The sequence below is a fragment of the Rubrobacter calidifluminis genome, assembly GCF_028617075.1.
GTDB lineage: Bacteria > Actinomycetota > Rubrobacteria > Rubrobacterales > Rubrobacteraceae > Rubrobacter_E > Rubrobacter_E calidifluminis.
Genome location: NZ_JAQKGV010000001.1, coordinates 14,130 through 28,429, shown reverse-complemented (window position 1 = coordinate 28,429; position 14,300 = coordinate 14,130). Strand labels below are relative to the sequence as shown.

15 protein-coding genes are annotated in these 14,300 nt (G+C 67.8%); 5 read left to right on the top strand and 10 right to left on the bottom strand.

Features of this window, described 5'->3' with window-relative positions; translation table 11 throughout:
- Positions 1 to 132: 132 nt before the first annotated feature.
- Positions 133 to 360 carry a hypothetical protein gene (locus PJB24_RS00155; RefSeq protein WP_273841399.1) on the top strand — a complete coding sequence of 76 codons (228 nt, stop codon included), beginning with the start codon at positions 133 to 135 and terminating at the stop codon, positions 358 to 360.
- Between the two features lie 4 nt (positions 361 to 364).
- On the opposite strand, the gene PJB24_RS00150 is transcribed toward PJB24_RS00155, so the two are convergent.
- The 5 genes from PJB24_RS00150 to acpS are packed head-to-tail and all read right to left on the bottom strand — an operon-like array spanning position 365 to position 4,724.
- On the bottom strand, positions 365 to 1,006 hold the full coding sequence (locus PJB24_RS00150) for a pyroglutamyl-peptidase I (protein ID WP_273841397.1): 642 nt from the start codon (positions 1,004 to 1,006) through the stop codon (positions 365 to 367).
- Entirely contained in the window at positions 1,006 to 2,241 is a 1,236-nt protein-coding gene (locus PJB24_RS00145; protein ID WP_273841395.1) for a CynX/NimT family MFS transporter, read from the bottom strand. Before PJB24_RS00145 ends, PJB24_RS00150 begins: the two co-directional genes overlap by 1 nt.
- A gap of 16 nt (positions 2,242 to 2,257) precedes the next feature.
- Positions 2,258 to 2,755, bottom strand: a complete 498-nt coding sequence (locus PJB24_RS00140; protein ID WP_273841393.1) for a CBS domain-containing protein — start codon at positions 2,753 to 2,755, stop codon at positions 2,258 to 2,260.
- Between the two features lie 50 nt (positions 2,756 to 2,805).
- Positions 2,806 to 4,311: an NAD(P)H-hydrate dehydratase gene (locus PJB24_RS00135; protein WP_273841390.1), complete on the bottom strand. Its 1,506-nt coding sequence runs from the start codon at positions 4,309 to 4,311 to the stop codon at positions 2,806 to 2,808.
- Positions 4,308 to 4,724, bottom strand: coding sequence for a holo-ACP synthase (acpS, locus tag PJB24_RS00130; RefSeq protein ID WP_273841388.1), 417 nt, complete (start codon positions 4,722 to 4,724; stop codon positions 4,308 to 4,310). The genes PJB24_RS00135 and acpS overlap by 4 nt, the downstream gene beginning before the upstream one ends.
- A 63-nt stretch (positions 4,725 to 4,787) precedes the next feature.
- Between acpS and PJB24_RS00125 the strand changes: the two genes are divergently transcribed.
- On the top strand, positions 4,788 to 5,681 hold the full coding sequence (locus tag PJB24_RS00125; RefSeq protein WP_273841386.1) for a diacylglycerol/lipid kinase family protein: 894 nt from the start codon (positions 4,788 to 4,790) through the stop codon (positions 5,679 to 5,681).
- 2 nt (positions 5,682 to 5,683) lie between these two features.
- Here PJB24_RS00125 and glmS read toward each other — a convergent pair whose 3' ends face one another.
- Positions 5,684 to 7,522 carry a glutamine--fructose-6-phosphate transaminase (isomerizing) gene (gene glmS, locus PJB24_RS00120; RefSeq protein WP_273841384.1) on the bottom strand — a complete coding sequence of 613 codons (1,839 nt, stop codon included), beginning with the start codon at positions 7,520 to 7,522 and terminating at the stop codon, positions 5,684 to 5,686.
- Between the two features lie 436 nt (positions 7,523 to 7,958).
- On the opposite strand from glmS, the gene PJB24_RS00115 reads away from it, so the two are divergent.
- On the top strand, positions 7,959 to 8,435 hold the full coding sequence (locus PJB24_RS00115; RefSeq protein WP_273841383.1) for a GNAT family N-acetyltransferase: 477 nt from the start codon (positions 7,959 to 7,961) through the stop codon (positions 8,433 to 8,435).
- On the opposite strand, the gene PJB24_RS00110 is transcribed toward PJB24_RS00115, so the two are convergent.
- Genes PJB24_RS00110 through PJB24_RS00095 form a run of 4 tightly spaced genes read right to left on the bottom strand, consistent with a single transcriptional unit; the run spans position 8,414 to position 11,073 of the window.
- Positions 8,414 to 8,878, bottom strand: coding sequence for a GNAT family N-acetyltransferase (locus PJB24_RS00110; RefSeq protein ID WP_273841381.1), 465 nt, complete (start codon positions 8,876 to 8,878; stop codon positions 8,414 to 8,416). The genes PJB24_RS00115 and PJB24_RS00110 overlap by 22 nt on opposite strands.
- Positions 8,868 to 9,887 carry a low-specificity L-threonine aldolase gene (gene ltaE / locus PJB24_RS00105; RefSeq protein ID WP_273841379.1) on the bottom strand — a complete coding sequence of 340 codons (1,020 nt, stop codon included), beginning with the start codon at positions 9,885 to 9,887 and terminating at the stop codon, positions 8,868 to 8,870. Before ltaE ends, PJB24_RS00110 begins: the two co-directional genes overlap by 11 nt.
- Entirely contained in the window at positions 9,884 to 10,795 is a 912-nt protein-coding gene (locus PJB24_RS00100) for a ribonuclease H family protein (RefSeq protein ID WP_273841377.1), read from the bottom strand. The genes ltaE and PJB24_RS00100 overlap by 4 nt, the downstream gene beginning before the upstream one ends.
- Positions 10,792 to 11,073 carry an acylphosphatase gene (locus PJB24_RS00095; RefSeq protein WP_273841376.1) on the bottom strand — a complete coding sequence of 94 codons (282 nt, stop codon included), beginning with the start codon at positions 11,071 to 11,073 and terminating at the stop codon, positions 10,792 to 10,794. Before PJB24_RS00095 ends, PJB24_RS00100 begins: the two co-directional genes overlap by 4 nt.
- Before the next feature lie 104 nt (positions 11,074 to 11,177).
- On the opposite strand from PJB24_RS00095, the gene PJB24_RS00090 reads away from it, so the two are divergent.
- Both PJB24_RS00090 and PJB24_RS00085 read left to right on the top strand, forming a co-directional pair.
- Entirely contained in the window at positions 11,178 to 12,758 is a 1,581-nt protein-coding gene (locus PJB24_RS00090; RefSeq protein ID WP_273841374.1) for a glycosyltransferase, read from the top strand.
- 371 nt (positions 12,759 to 13,129) lie between these two features.
- Entirely contained in the window at positions 13,130 to 14,221 is a 1,092-nt protein-coding gene (locus PJB24_RS00085) for a type IV pilus twitching motility protein PilT (protein ID WP_273842026.1), read from the top strand.
- Positions 14,222 to 14,300: the final 79 nt, after the last annotated feature.

The window sequence follows — 14,300 nt, the reverse complement described above, 5'->3', positions numbered from 1 at the left end:
GGGAGCCAGACCCCGTGCGGGCACACTCCTTTTGTATACCCGTATCTCCCCCCGATCCACCCTTTCGGCGGAGCCGGAGATGGTCTAGAATCCGGCCAAGTATCGCGGCGAACAAGGGGAGGATGGCACGCGATGTTGAGAGAAGGAGACCGCGTCGTGGTGGTCTACCGCGAGGACGCGCCGCTGACGTGGAGGTACGCCGGCCGCGAGGGGAGGGTCGTGAGGGTCATCCCCACGACGCTCCACGAGGAGGCGCTCTACGTCGAGATAGACGGCAACACCTCGATACACACGGCCTTCAGGGAGAGGGAGGTGCAGCCGGCCGAGGAGCTTCGGACCGCATCCCGGCTCGGAGCGTAGCGGGTCAGGGTCGGGGGACACCCGCTCTCAGCACGACCTCGATGGCGACGCCGAGGGCCTCTTGCATCATCTCGAAGGGCAGGCTCGGCAGCAGAGGGTTCTCCAGCGCCAGCTCCGTCGAGGCCGGGAAGTGTATGAAACCGGCCAGGGTGGGGAGGTCCTCGCTCCTCACGTGATCGAGCAGCGCGTAGAGCGTGTTGTTGCAGATGTAGGTTCCGGCGGTGTTCGAGACGTAGGAGGGGATCCCTCGGGAGAGCAACGCCTCCGAGATCCTGCGGCAGGGTAGCGTCGAGAAGAGAGCGTCGGGACCGTCAGTGGTTACGGGTTCGTCCCGCGGCGCCCGCCCGCGGTTGTCCGGCAGTGAGCGTCCCGGAGCGGTATCCTTGACGTTCAAGCCGACGCGCTCCGGGGTTACGGCGGTTCTGCCGGGGGCGAGCCCGCAGGCGATCACCGCGTCGGGCCGGAGGCGGTCCACCTCCCCGATCAGGATCTCCGCGCACCGGTCGTACTCGACCGGGAGCACGATGGAGGATACCTCCGCGCCCCCGAGCCCGAGTCCCGGCGCCTGCTCGGCGAGATCCCGGGTGGGGTTGTGACCGAGGTCGCCGTACGGCTCGAAACCGGATACGAGTATCTTCCGTGCCACTATCCTTTCCTCCCGTCTCCAGGATCGCCGTCTGCAGGCGCGATCCGGGCGTCGCGCGCCGCCCCGAGCCCCGAGAAGAACAGGGCGACGATCACCAGGAACAAAAGCACGAGGGGGACCGTCCAGCCTCCGGTCGCCTCGTAGAGGTATCCGAAGAGAACCGGACCGATCGCCGCGAGCAGGTACCCGAAGAACTGCGCCATGCCGGAGAGAGCGGAGACGCTCTGTGCGTCCGGGGCGCGCAGCGAGAAGAAGGTGTACGAGAGGCTTATGAAAGACCCCCCTCCGATCCCCATCAACACCACCCAAAGCGCGGGCGCGACACCGCCGGCCAGAAGCAGGCCCAGTAAACCGAGCCCGGAGAGCGTGACGGTGAGCGCCACGGGACCGCGCTGGCTCGGGCGGCGGCCGGCGAGCGCGGGGACGAGGAAGGTCGCCGGGAGCCCGACGAGCTGGAAGATCGAGAGCATCCACCCGGCGCTCGCCGCATCCATCCCCTCGGAGCGGAGTATCTCCGGAAGCCAGGTCACCATCACGTAGAAGATCACCGACTGCAACCCCATGAACATCGTCACCTGCCAGGCGAGCGGCGCTCGCAGCAGGCTGCGGATGCTGCGCGAGGAGCCCTCGGGTGCGCGGCGTCCGTCCCTCAGCCGCACCAGCCACACCACCGCCGCGGCCGCCGCCAGAACCACCCAGCAGCCGAGCGCCCCGCGCCACCCGAGACCGCCCCGCTGGGCGAGGGGTACGCTGATGCCGGAGGAGACCGCCCCCATGAAGCTCATCGTCGTCGTGTACGCCCCGGTCATGACGCCGACGCTGCGGGGGAAGTCCTGCTTGATGAGGCCGGGTAGCAAAACGTTTATGACGGCTATCGCGGTCCCCACGACCGCCGTGCCGAGGAAGAGAGTCGGGACGGCGGGCAGGGAGCGGACCACGAGCCCCGCGGCCAGGAGAACCGCCGCCACGAAGAGCGAACGCTCCAGACCGAGCCTGCGGGCGAGCCCCGGAGAAGCCAGGGAGAGCACCGAAAAGGCCAGGAGCGGGATCGTGGTCAGCCACCCCGCCGCCCCGCTGGAGAGCCCGGTATCCCGCCGGATTTCGCCGAGCAAAGGGCCGACCCCGGTTATGGGGGCGCGCATGTTCGCGGCGATCAAGAAGACACCAGCGACGGCGAGCACCCCGGTGGTCTTCGGGCGGGGGATCCCTCTCCTCGGGCCGTCCGGCTCCTTCAAGCGCCCGCCCGTCCCCTCAGCCCTCCTCTTCGGCCGAGAGATCGGGGTTGAGCACGTGAAGGAGCAGGATGTCCCGCCTGGTGATCACACCGCGCAAGACATCGCCCTCGACGACCGGCAGGAGCTTTATCCTGCGCCCGGCCATCACCGTCGCCGCCTCCGAGAGCGTCGCGTCCGGGGAGATGACCACCGGGTCGCGGGTCATCACCTCGTCCATGGTAACCCCGGCGCTCTTCAGGGCCTCCCGGCGGTACTCGGACCAGCTGCCGAGAGGGATCATACCCCCCAGGATGTCGAGGAAACCGGGAGCCCTCACGTCCGCGTCCTGAAAGATGAGGTCCCCCTCCGTCACAACCCCGACGAGCCTTCCATCTTCCTCGACCGGCACCCCGGAGACGTTGCGCCGGGCGAAGAGTTTTATGGCGTCCTCGACCGTATCGTCCGGCTTCAGCGTCGGCCAGTCCTCGTGCATGACCTCGCCGACCTTCATGCCCCTGATATCACGCTCTTCCATGCTCGCCCCCGCTCTCTGGATAAACCTTCGTCCTCCGGCACCAAGAGATACTACACGAGCTCGCGTAGGGCACGCGGGAGGAGGGGTACGAGATCGGTGGCGACCATGCTCTCGGCGGGCCATCCGGTCTCCTCGAGCCAAAGGTGCGCGGCCCGGCCGTGCGCCCAGGCCCCCACCCGGGCCGCATCGTAGACGCCCATCCCGCGCGAGAGCAGGGCCCCTATCACCCCGGAGAGCACGTCCCCGGTCCCGGCGGTGGCGAGCGCGACGCTGCCCGTGGGGTTCACAGAGACCCTCTCCCCTTCGGCGACTATCGTGTCGTTCCCTTTCAGGAGGACGCAGCATCCGAACCTCCTCGCCGCCTCCCGCGCGTGGTGGAGGCGGCGGGCGGAGATCTCCCCCGCCCCCACATCGAGAATCCGACCGAGCTCGCCGGCGTGCGGCGTGATCACGGTCGGAGCCTCACGGCGGGCGAGGGCGTCAGAGCCGGCCAGGCTCGTCACCCCGTCGGCGTCGAGGAGCACCGGCACCTCCACCTCGCGCAGAATGCCCTCGACCAGGTGGCGGCTCTCCCCGGTCCGTCCGATCGCCGGCCCCACGACGACCGCCGAGGCCCTCTCGGCCCTCTCGAGCACCTCCCCGAGCGCCTCCGATGTCAGGTGCCCCTCCCCGTCCTCGGGCGCGCCGGAGACTATCGCCTCGGTGAGGCGCGCGTCCACAGCCGCCGCGGCGCCCGCGGGCACCACCAGGAAGACTATGCCGCACCCGGCCCGCTGTGCCCCGAGGACGCTCATCACCGCGGCCCCGGTCATCCGACGGGAGCCGGCGACGACGAGCAGCGTCCCCGCCGAGTACTTGTGCGCCGGCTGCGCGGTGCGGGGCACGAGCCCGTGCAGCTCCTCGCGGTCGCCCAGGACGACGGAGGGCTCTACCTCCGCTTCGACCGGGACGCCGATGTCCACCGCCACGACCTCCCCGGCGTGATCGCAGCCCGGCGAGACCACGCAACCCACCTTCACCGCGTGCGCGCAGGCCGTCAGCCAGGCCCGCACCGCCTCGCCGCCCACCTCTCCCGTCGAGCCGTCGACCCCGGAGGGCACGTCCACCGAGAACACACGCGCCCCGGAGGCGTTGATCTCCCGGATGATCCGTGCTGCGTCCTCGCGCACCTCCCCGGAGAATCCGGTGCCCAAAAGCGCGTCGACCACGAGGTCCGCCGCGGCCAGCTCGTCGGCAAGCTCCTCCCTCCCGCAGAAACGCACCCCGAGGTTTTGCAGCGTCCGGAGGTTCGTCTCCGGGTCGCCCCGGTATTCCTCTCTCGTCGCGCAGACCACGACCTCGACCCCGGCGCGGTGCAGCTCCCGCGCCACGACGAACCCGTCCCCGCCGTTGTTGCCTCCCCCGGCCACGACGAGGGCCCTCTCGGGCGAGAACCTCTCGAGCGCGAGGCGGGCCATCGCCGAGCCCGCCCGTTCCATCAGCACGACGCCGGGGATGCCGAGGGACTGCGCGTTCTCGTCCGCCCGCGACATCTCGGCTGCGGTGTAGAGTCTCAAGACGGTCCCCTCCCGTGCACGATGCACACCGCCACCGCCGAGAGCTCGGAGTGGGTTATCGAGATCGAGAGATCCTCCTCCCTGACCCCGACCCGATCGGCGAACTCCTTTATCTTGCCCGAGAGCCTGACGGAGGGGGGACGGCGCGGGCGCCGGACGACCTCGACGCCGTTCCACTGGATCAGACCGCATCCGAGCGCCTTGGTCACCGCCTCCTTGGCCGCCCACCTGCCAGCGTAGTGGCGCACGGCGAAGCGGTACTTCTCGCAGTAGGCTATCTCCGCCTCGGTGAACAGGCGGCGTCGGATTCTGGGGGTGCGCCGGAGAGCGAGCTCCATGCGTCCCACGTCAACAACATCCACCCCGATTCCGGGTACGACGAAACCGTCCGTAGGTGCTCCTTTCTCGCTCACGGAGCGTATCTTAAGACAGACCGCCTCCCGGCAAAAGGGTCGCGAGAGGCTATAGTTACGCGCATGGGCCCGGCGATCATAATCGGCAACCCCACCTCGGGGCAGCGAGGCTCCCCGAAGCTCCTGGAGCGCTGCGCGGAGCAGCTGCGCAGCCGGCTGGGCAGCGTCGAGCTCTGGTTCACGGAATACCCGGGGCACGCGCGGGAGCTGGCCGCGGCCGCGGGGGACACTCTCGTCGTCGCCGCCGGGGGAGACGGAACGGTGAACGAGGTGGTCAACGGCCTCTCACCCGGCGCCACGCTCGGCATCATCCCCCTGGGCACGGCGAACGTGCTCGCCCAGGAACTCGGCATCCCACTCGATCCCGAGGCCGCCTGCGAGCGCATCGCAGAGCGCCGGCACGCTGTGATGGACCTCGGGGTGGCCACGGACGCGCGCGGCGACAGCCGCCTGTTCGCGTGCATGGCCGGCATAGGTTTTGACGCCCGGGTGGTCCAGGCTGTGGATCCAGAGATGAAGCACCGTCTCGGTAAGGCGGCCTTCATCCTCACCGCCGTGCGACTCTACCTCACGGGCTACTTTCCGCCGTGCAGGCTGCACATCGAGCGCGACGGAGGCTACGAAAAGGTCGTCGAGGAGGTCAGGCTCGCCGTGCTCGCGAACGTGACCCACTACGGGGGGCCGTTCCGGGTCTCCTCCCGCGCTGATCTGATGCGCAGCGGCGAGCTGGACCTGGTAGTCATGGAGCGCATAACCTCGCTCCTGCGCCCGGACATCCTGATCCCGTTCATGGCCCGCCTGCCGCTGGACCTCTCCGTGCGCTCCTTCGACATCACGCGGGCCCGGGCGGAGTCCATGGACGGGAGGGTGATCCCGGTACAGCTCGACGGCGAGCCCTGGGGGAACCTGCCGATGACCTTCGACGTCCGGGCCGGAGCGCTGCGCGTGTTCCGCTAGGCTCACTCCACGGTGACGCTCTTTGCCAGGTTGCGCGGCTTGTCCACGTCCAGCCCACGCTCCCTGGCGACCCCGTGGGCCAGCATCTGCAGAGGCACGGTGAGCACGAGCGGGACAACGGCCTCCGGCGCCCGCGCTACCGGCAGCACCGCAGAGGCCATCTGCGCGGCCTCCCGGTCGTCGGGCGGTGCGACGGCGACGACGCGCGCCCCGCGCGCCATCGTCTCATACACGTTGGAGAGGGTCTTCTCGCGGTGAACGCCGTCCCCGAAGAGCGCCACCACCGGGCAGGTCTCGTCGATGAGTGCTATCGGGCCGTGCTTCATCTCGCCCGCGGGATAGCCCTCAGCGGGCAGGTAGGAGATCTCCTTGAGCTTCAGCGCCCCCTCGAGCGCGACCGGGTAGGCGATCCCACGCCCGAGGAACAGGCAACAGCGCGCCTCCTCGAAGAGCGAGACGGCCTGCTCCAGGCTACAGGAGACGAGCTCGAGCGTGTTCTGTATCCTCTCCGGCGCGAGGCGCAACTCCGTCGCCAGCTCTTGCAAACGTTCGTCCGGAAGGGTGCCCCGGCACCGGGCGAGCTCCATCGCGAGCAGTTCGAGCGCCACCACCTGTGCCACGAAGGTCTTGGTCGCGGCGACGCATATCTCCGGTCCGGTCCGGGTAAGGAGCACCCCGTCGGCCTCGCGGGTGATGAGCGATCCCCGCGTGTTGGTCACCGCGAGCACCCTCCCCCCGAACGACCTAGCGGCCTCGACGGCGGCCAGTGTGTCGGTGGTCTCCCCGCTCTGCGAGATCGCCACGACGAGCGTGCCGGGGTCTCCTATGGGATCCGAGTAGCGGTACTCGCTCGCCACCGCCACCTCCACCGGAACCCGCGCGTAGCGCTCTATGTAGTACTTTCCGAGCAGACCGGCGTGGTATGCGGTCCCGCAGGCCACCACCACGACCCGCCTCACCCCGGAGAGATCAAGCCCGACTTCCGAGAGGTCCACCACCCCATCCTCCCCGAGACGCCCGTCGAGGGTGGCCCTGACTGCCCGGGGCTGCTCGTGGATTTCCTTGGACATGTAGTCCGAAAACCCTCCGAGCTCGACCGCCTCGGCATCCCACTCGACCTCGAAGGGTTCCCTCTCCACCGGTTCTCCCCCGGGTCCGGCAAGCCTCACCTCCGACCCGCTGATCACCACCATCTCACCGCTCTCCACGACGAGGAAGCGGTGCGTGAAGCCGAGCAGCGCGGGCACCCCGCTCGCCAGGAAGTTCTCCCCCTCCCCGAGCCCGACCACCAGCGGGCTCTGGCGCCGCCCCGCGACCACCGTCCCGGGCTCGTCGGCGCTGATGGCGGCTATGGCGAACGTACCCTCCAGCAAGCCCATCACCTCGCCGAAAGCCTCCGGCAGAGACATCCCCGCCTCCAGACGCTCGGAGAGCAGGTGGGCGACGACCTCGGTGTCGGTCTCCGAGCGGAACTCGAAGCCCCTCCGCTCCAGATCACCCCTGAGCTTCTGGTGATTCTCTATTATCCCGTTGTGCACCACGGCGACCCTGCCCCCGTTCCCCAGGTGTGGGTGCGCGTTGCGCTCGCTCGGACGGCCGTGTGTAGCCCAGCGTGTGTGCCCTATACCAGCCCTCACCAGACCAAAACCGCCATCCCTCTCCGCGACGGCCCGCTCCAACTCCCTCAGCGGTCCGACCCGGCGCAGAACCTCGAAACCGCCGTCCTCGAGCTGTACCGCGAGACCTGCCGAATCATAGCCTCTGTACTCGAGGCGCCGGAGCCCTTCCATGAGGACTTCCACGCTTCTTTTACCACCCGCATAACCGACTATGCCGCACAAGAGAACACCACCTCCCGTCAGAAGACACACCACGAACCAGACGAGACGGCGGAGAAGGGCAGGGCCGGACCTTGCGGGGTCCGGACGGCCTTTTGTCCCCGGCGTCGCCGCCGGGCTTTGTGGCCGCCCTCACGACCACCCCGAGGGCCGAGACGCATCCGCCGAAAGCTCGATCAACGTCTCCCTCGTCAACTCCCCCGGAGACTGGAGGAGTCCTGGCGCTTCTAACGTTTTCTCCTGGAGATCCGGCCTGGGCCGGTCTTCTCCCTATCCCGCCTGTTTTCTCTTACGGGACTTTCGTCCTATCCCGGCTGAATCACCTCCCCTCTCTCATGCGCCGGACGGGACGTTACTCTACTGCATCTCGGCGGAGCGGACAACGAGGCGGCCAAAACGGGGTCGCTGCGCTACGATTGGGGACGTGGACAGAGAGAAGTTGCGGTACACGATCCGCCCGGGCAGGAGGGAGGACGCGATCGAAGCGGCGAGGCTCTGGATGCAGAGCGCGGAGGAGCATACCGCCTACGACAGCGTCTACTCCACGTCCTCTCAATCGGAGAAGACCATGCGCCGTTTCCTGCTCGACCTGGTCGCGAGCCGAAATGCCTTCCTGATCGTTGCCGTCACCGAGCCGGAAGAGAGGGTCATAGGCTTCATCTCCGGGGAGATCAGGGAAGGGTCCCCGGCGTTCAGCCCCAGGACGTGGGTCGCGGTGGACGACATCTTCGTCCTCCCCGAGTACAGGAGCCTGGGCGTCGGCCGGGCGCTCTTCGAACGGGCCCGCGCCTGGGCGGAGCAGAAGGGCGCCACCGGCATGTCGCTGCAGGTGGCTGCGGCGAACCGCCGCGGGCGCAAGTTCTACGAGAACCTGGGCTTCCGCGAGGTCTCCATCTACGAGGTGCTGGAGTTCTGAGAGAGCGCGGGCAGCCCGCGCGAGAGCACCAGAACCCCCTGCTCGACCTCGAACCCGCAGGAGCGGTAGAACCCGACCTCTTCCGTCTGCACCTCCACGTAGGAGATTCCCCTGGCGACGCACAGGCGCTCGACTTCCGAAAGGAGGGCGCGGCCCAACCCCCGGTCCCTCACGTCGGGCCTCACGCACAGATCCTCCACGCTGGCGAAGAGCGCGGCCCCCGAGAGGCTGGGTCGATAGCGGACCGTGGCCGCCCCGGCGATCCCAACTCGATCGTAGAGCGCGACGACCGAGGCGCTGCGCGCCCGCACCTCCCGGCGCACCAGGTCCACGAATCCTGCGGGAGGGGGTGGCATACCGTACAGGGATGTTCTCAAAAAGGAGAGAACCTCCCCGAGCTCCCCCGGGCCGCACTCGACGGCCCGGAACCCGCTATCCGGCAACCCCGAACCTCGCGATCCCGGCGGCCGCCTCCACGGCGCGCTCGACGTCCTCGTCGGAGACGTCGAGGTGGGTACACATGCGCACGGTCGAGGAGTCGCGGGGTGTGGCGAGCACCCCCCTGGCCGCGAGCGCCTCGAGGAAGCGGGGGACATCCCCCACCTCGACGAGGACGATGTTCGTCTCCGGGGGCACGACCCTGTAGCCGGCCGAGGAGAGTCCCCGGGCGAGCCGGGCGGCGCGTTCGTGGTCCTCGGCGAGGCGGTCTATGTTGTGCTCGAAGGCGTAGAGCGAGGCGGCGGCGATCACCCCGGCCTGCCGCATCCCGCCACCGAGGGCCTTGCGTGCCCGGCGGGCCTCCGCGATGGTCCCGGAGTCCCCGGCGAGCAGCGAACCGACCGGTGCGCCGAGCCCCTTCGAGGAGCACACCGAAACGGTGTCGCAGAGCGCCGCCCACTCCCGGGCCGGGATGCCGGTCGCCGCCTGGGCGTTGAAGAGCCGGGCTCCGTCGAGGTGTACGCGCAGGCCGAGGTCGCGGGCCTCCTCGCAGACCGCAGCGAAGGCGTCGAGAGGGTAGATCCTGCCGCCGGAGGCGTTGTGGGTGTTCTCGAGACAGAGGAGGCTCTGCCTGGGAAAGTGGACGTTCTCCGGGCGGGCGGCGGCGCGGAGTGTCTCCGGCGAGATCACACCACCCTCCCCCGGAAGCTGGCGCACCTGCACGCTGGAGACGAGCGCCGGAGCCCCCGCCTCGTAGTTGAAGACGTGGGCGTCCTGGTGCACCAGCACCTCGTCCCCGCGGGAGGTGTTGACGTACACCCCGATCTGGTTCGTCATCGTCCCCGAGGGGGCGTAGACGGCGGCCTCCTTGCCGAGCAGGCCGGCGACGTACTCCTCAAGGCGCCTGACCGTCGGGTCCTCGCCGTAGACGTCATCCCCCACCTCGGCCTCGAACATCGCGCGGCGCATCTGCGGGGTGGGCCGGGTCACCGTGTCGCTGCGCAGGTCTATCACGCCATCTCACCCTCTTCCTTCGATCCTTCCATCACCTGCGTCGTGGTGGCGAAGCTGACCTTCGCCACCTCGGCGAGCGCCTCCTCCCCCAGCTCCCGGACGATCCGGCGCGCCGCCGGGACGACCTGATAGGCCCCCCGCGGCAGCGTGAAGCCGACCATCTCGGAAAGCGCGTCGAGCTCCTCGAGCTGCCTGGCCCGGGCCAGCACGGAGGCCGCGGCCACGGCCGCATCGTCCTCGGCTCGAGGGCGGACCTCGAGCCTAACCCCGCCGGGGATGCAGGAGGCGAGCTCCTCCCTGAGGGTCCTCGAGAACTCGTCCACGACGACGAGTTCCACACCCACCCCGAGCTCGCGGATTATCCTCCCGTCGAGCTCGACGAGCAGGCGGTTCACGCTGCCGCAGCGGCTCCTCAGGCGTTCGTACTCCCGGGGGGAGAGCGCGACGACGCACACCTCCCTCGGCCCGAGGCGCCCGACGATCTCCTTCGCGAGCTCCCTGACCCTGCGCGGGCCGAGCGCCTTGGAGTCTCGCACGCCGAGCCCGGCGAGCGAACGCGCTGCCCCTTCTCCCGCGACCCGCACCCCCGCGCAGACCAGCGGCCCGAAGTAGTCGCCCTTGCCCGCCTCGTCGATGCCGAGCCGGGGCGTGGCATCCTCTTCGGGCATCCCGGCGGCCGGGCGGGGTGAACTTCCGGAACGTGCCCTCCACCAGCCCTCGAGCTGTTCCCTGAGGGGAGAGGGCTTGCCGTCGACCGAGATCCTGCCGGTTCTGAAGACGTTGAGGTTCGCGGTGTATCCGTCCCGACGCAGGTGGTACTGGGTGCCGTGGGGAAGCTCCCGGCTCCCGAGTACCTCTATGGAGTGCTCCGAGAGCCTGCGCGCTATGTCCTTTGGGATGGGGTTCAAAGCACCTCGAAGCCCCGCTCTCCCCGGGGCTCCTCGTAGCTGACCTCGACGTTCTCCACCCGGGCGTGGGGCGGTCCCTCGCCGCACCAGCGGACCATCTCTTCGACCGCATCACGGGCCCCCTCGAAGACGGCCTCGACCCTGCCGTCGGGGAGGTTTCGCACCCAGCCGCCGACCCCGAGCGAGCGAGCCTTGCTGCGCGCCGAATCGCGGAAGAAGACCCCCTGCACCCTTCCCGAAACGCGTACGTGAGCCCTGATACGTTCGTCTTCGGTCAACCGGCGAACCTCCAGTTCCAAACCCTCTCTCAGAAGCCTCTCAGAATATATATGCTAGCCTATTGGCCGCTATGAGATCCCCTGAACAACGTCCCCCGGAAACCGTGGCGCACGGGAAGCCGCTCCTCACGCTCGTGGTGCCGACCAGGGACGAGGCCGAGAACGTGCGGAAGCTGGCGCGCAGGCTTGACGAGAACCTCTCCGGGATAGACTACAGGCTGCTCTTCGTCGACGACTCGAGCGACGAGACCCCCGGGATCATCCTCGAGATGTCCCGGCATGACCCCAGGATACGCCTCATCCGACGCGAGGAACACGAGCGGGAGGGCGGCCTCTCGACCGCCGTTACAACCGGGATGGAGGCGGCGGAAGAGAGCGTCTACACCTGCGTCATGGACGCGGATCTGCAACACCCGCCGGAGAAAGTCCGGGAGATGCTGGAGGTGGCGCGCACCTCGGGGGCGGACGTGGTGGTTGCCAGCCGCTACGCCCCCGGCGGCGACTACGCCGGCCTCTCCGGCCCGGTGAGACGGGGGGTCTCCTGGGGCAGCAGGTTCCTGGCCCGGATGATCTTCAAGGAGGCCCGCAAGACCACCGACCCGATGACCGGCTTTTTCCTGCTTAGGAACGAGGCGATCTCCGGCATTCAGTTCAGGCCCAAGGGTTTCAAGATACTCCTGGAGATCCTGGTGTGCGCTCCCGACCTGAAGGTGGTGGAGCTCCCCTTCCGGTTCCAGGCGCGCAACGCCGGCGTCTCCAAGGCCACCGTTCGCCAGGGGTTCGACTATCTGGCCCACATCGCGAGCCTGTTCTGGTACGTGCCCTCAGCCGGACGCTTCTGGAAGTTCGCCCTCGTGGGTGCCTCGGGCGTGCTGGTCAACATGGTCACCCTGATCGTGCTCGCAGAGATCCTGCACGCGGATAAGGTGATCGCGTGGATGTTCGGCGTAGGTGTGAGCATCCTGAGCAACTTCCTGCTCAACAACGCGTTCACCTGGCGCGACGTGCGGCACTCGAGCCGCATCCACTTCCTGCTGCGCGGCGCCCTGGCCTACCCGGTCGCGATAATCGGTATAGGTGCCAACTTCGCCGTCTACTATCCGCTGATAAAGTACGTCAGCGACGCCTTCCCCTACTACGTCATCTTCAACTTCTTCGGGATAGCGGCGGCGACAGCAGTAAACTTCATCCTGAGCTCGAGGTTGATATTCAGGCCTCCTTCCCCGCGGACACTCGACCCGGAGGCTCCACCGGAGCAGGCTACCGCGGAGATAAAACGCGAGCTCCGAGCCGAGCGTGCCGGCCTGATCGTCTTCCCGGAGAGGAGACCGCTGGGAGAGCACACCCCGGAGCCGCAGGAAGAGGACCTCGAGACGATCGAGCTCGCCATCCGCAGGAGACACCCTATCCTCGCACTGACCGGCCCGACCCGTCCGCAGCCGCGCACGAACACCCGCTGGGCCAACACCCTGGCGGTGCCCGTCGTGGAGGGGGGAGAGGTGCTGGGCGCTCTCTACGCATCCAGGCGCTCCACAGAACCCTTCACCGAGGACGACCTGCAGTGGCTTACTTCCTACGCAATTGGAGCCCCGGCACTCCTGCGCAGCCATCCCCGCGCCACACCCCAAGAATCTCACCTGCGAACCAGACGAAAAGTGCCCGGAGAAACCCCGCCGCAACAGTAGACAAGACGGCAGAGACCCCGGGCGCGCGGCCCGCTATCAGGCCGCTTCCGGACTCCACCTTACCCCTCCCAATCGGTGGAGACCAGCGCACGCTCCGACCGGACCGATCGGAGGCATGCTTTGCGCAACTTAACACCTTACGTTCCGACATGCAAGCATCGTACTCCTCCTGCCCCTCCTCCAGATCCCTACATGTTGGGGACACCCTCCCTCCGACTCCGTTATCTTCAACCCAAGAGAAAATCTCACGCCACGGCTCCCACATAAATCTTTCATAAAGATTCATGGCTCATCAGTCGTGGGGTTAAAGGATCCGGGTTCCAGCGCCGAGAAGAGCAGGTGGTAGAGTCCGCGGAGAGAGAGGAGACAAGATCGAGGGAACATCCTGGTTCGAGGATCTCGTAGAGGGAGTGGTGACGCGGGGAGCGAGCGACCTGCACCTGAAGGTCGGGTCGCCACCGGTGCGGCGGGTGGACGGGCACCTCGAGCGCGTGGGTGAGATGAAGCTCAGTCCTCTGGACACTGAGAGGATACTGGACGGAATCCTGCCGGAGAAGCTGCGTCCGGAGTTCGAGCGGGAGGGGGAGGTGGATTTCTCGCTGGCTCTGGCGGGCAAGGGCAGGTTCAGGGTCAACGCGTTCAGGCAGAGGGGCTCGGTCTCAGTGGTCATGCGCTTCGTACCATTTGAGGTTCCGAGGCTGGAAGATCTGGGGCTACCCAGAGCCGTAAGGCGCCTGGCGCTCGAGGAGCGTGGCATCGTGCTGGTGACAGGCACCACGGGGAGTGGCAAGTCCACAACGCTGGCCGCGATGATCGACCTCGTCAACCGCACCACGGCCAAGCACATCGTAACCATAGAAGACCCGATCGAATACCTCCACCGGGACCACAGGAGCATCATAAACCAGCGGGAGGTCGGTTCGGACACCGCGTCCTTCTCCCGGGCACTCAGACGGGTGCTGCGACAGGACCCGGATATCATACTGATCGGGGAGATAAGGGACACCGAGACCGCCCAGATAGCACTCTCGGCGGCGGAGACCGGGCATCTGGTTCTCTCGACGCTGCACACGGTCGACGCGGCGGAGACGGTCAACCGGCTCATAGACCTCTTTCCTCCCTACGAAAGGGGACAGGTAAGGGCGATGCTCGCCGGAACCCTGCGCGGGATCGTCGGACAGCGGCTCATAAGGAGGTCGGACGGCTCCGGGAGGATCGCGGCCTGTGAGATAATGATCGGCACCGGGAGGATAAGGGACTTCATTCTGGACGAGAGCAAGACCGGTCAGATCCCGCAGGCGATCGCGGAGGGCGATTACTATGGGATGCAGACCTTCGACCAGGCCCTGCTCGGGCTGCTGGGAAGTGGTCAGATCGACTACCAGGAAGCGCTGAAGGCATCAAGCCGGCCGCAGGATTTCCAGCTGATGGCGCGCGCCCTACATCAGGGCACCGCTCATTGATAACATCCATCTCCTCCGGGATAATCGCCCATGCGGGCAGACGAGAGAAGAAAGGAGGTACGCCGAGATCCTCGAAGAG

Bases quoted from the DNA above. Each gene is read 5' to 3' on its own strand.
- PJB24_RS00155 (WP_273841399.1), top strand. From the start codon at position 133: ATGTTGAGAGAAGGAGACCGCGTCGTGGTGGTCTACCGCGAGGACGCG.
- PJB24_RS00140 (WP_273841393.1), bottom strand. From the start codon at position 2,755: ATGGAAGAGCGTGATATCAGGGGCATGAAGGTCGGCGAGGTCATGCAC.
- PJB24_RS00125 (WP_273841386.1), top strand. From the start codon at position 4,788: ATGGGCCCGGCGATCATAATCGGCAACCCCACCTCGGGGCAGCGAGGC.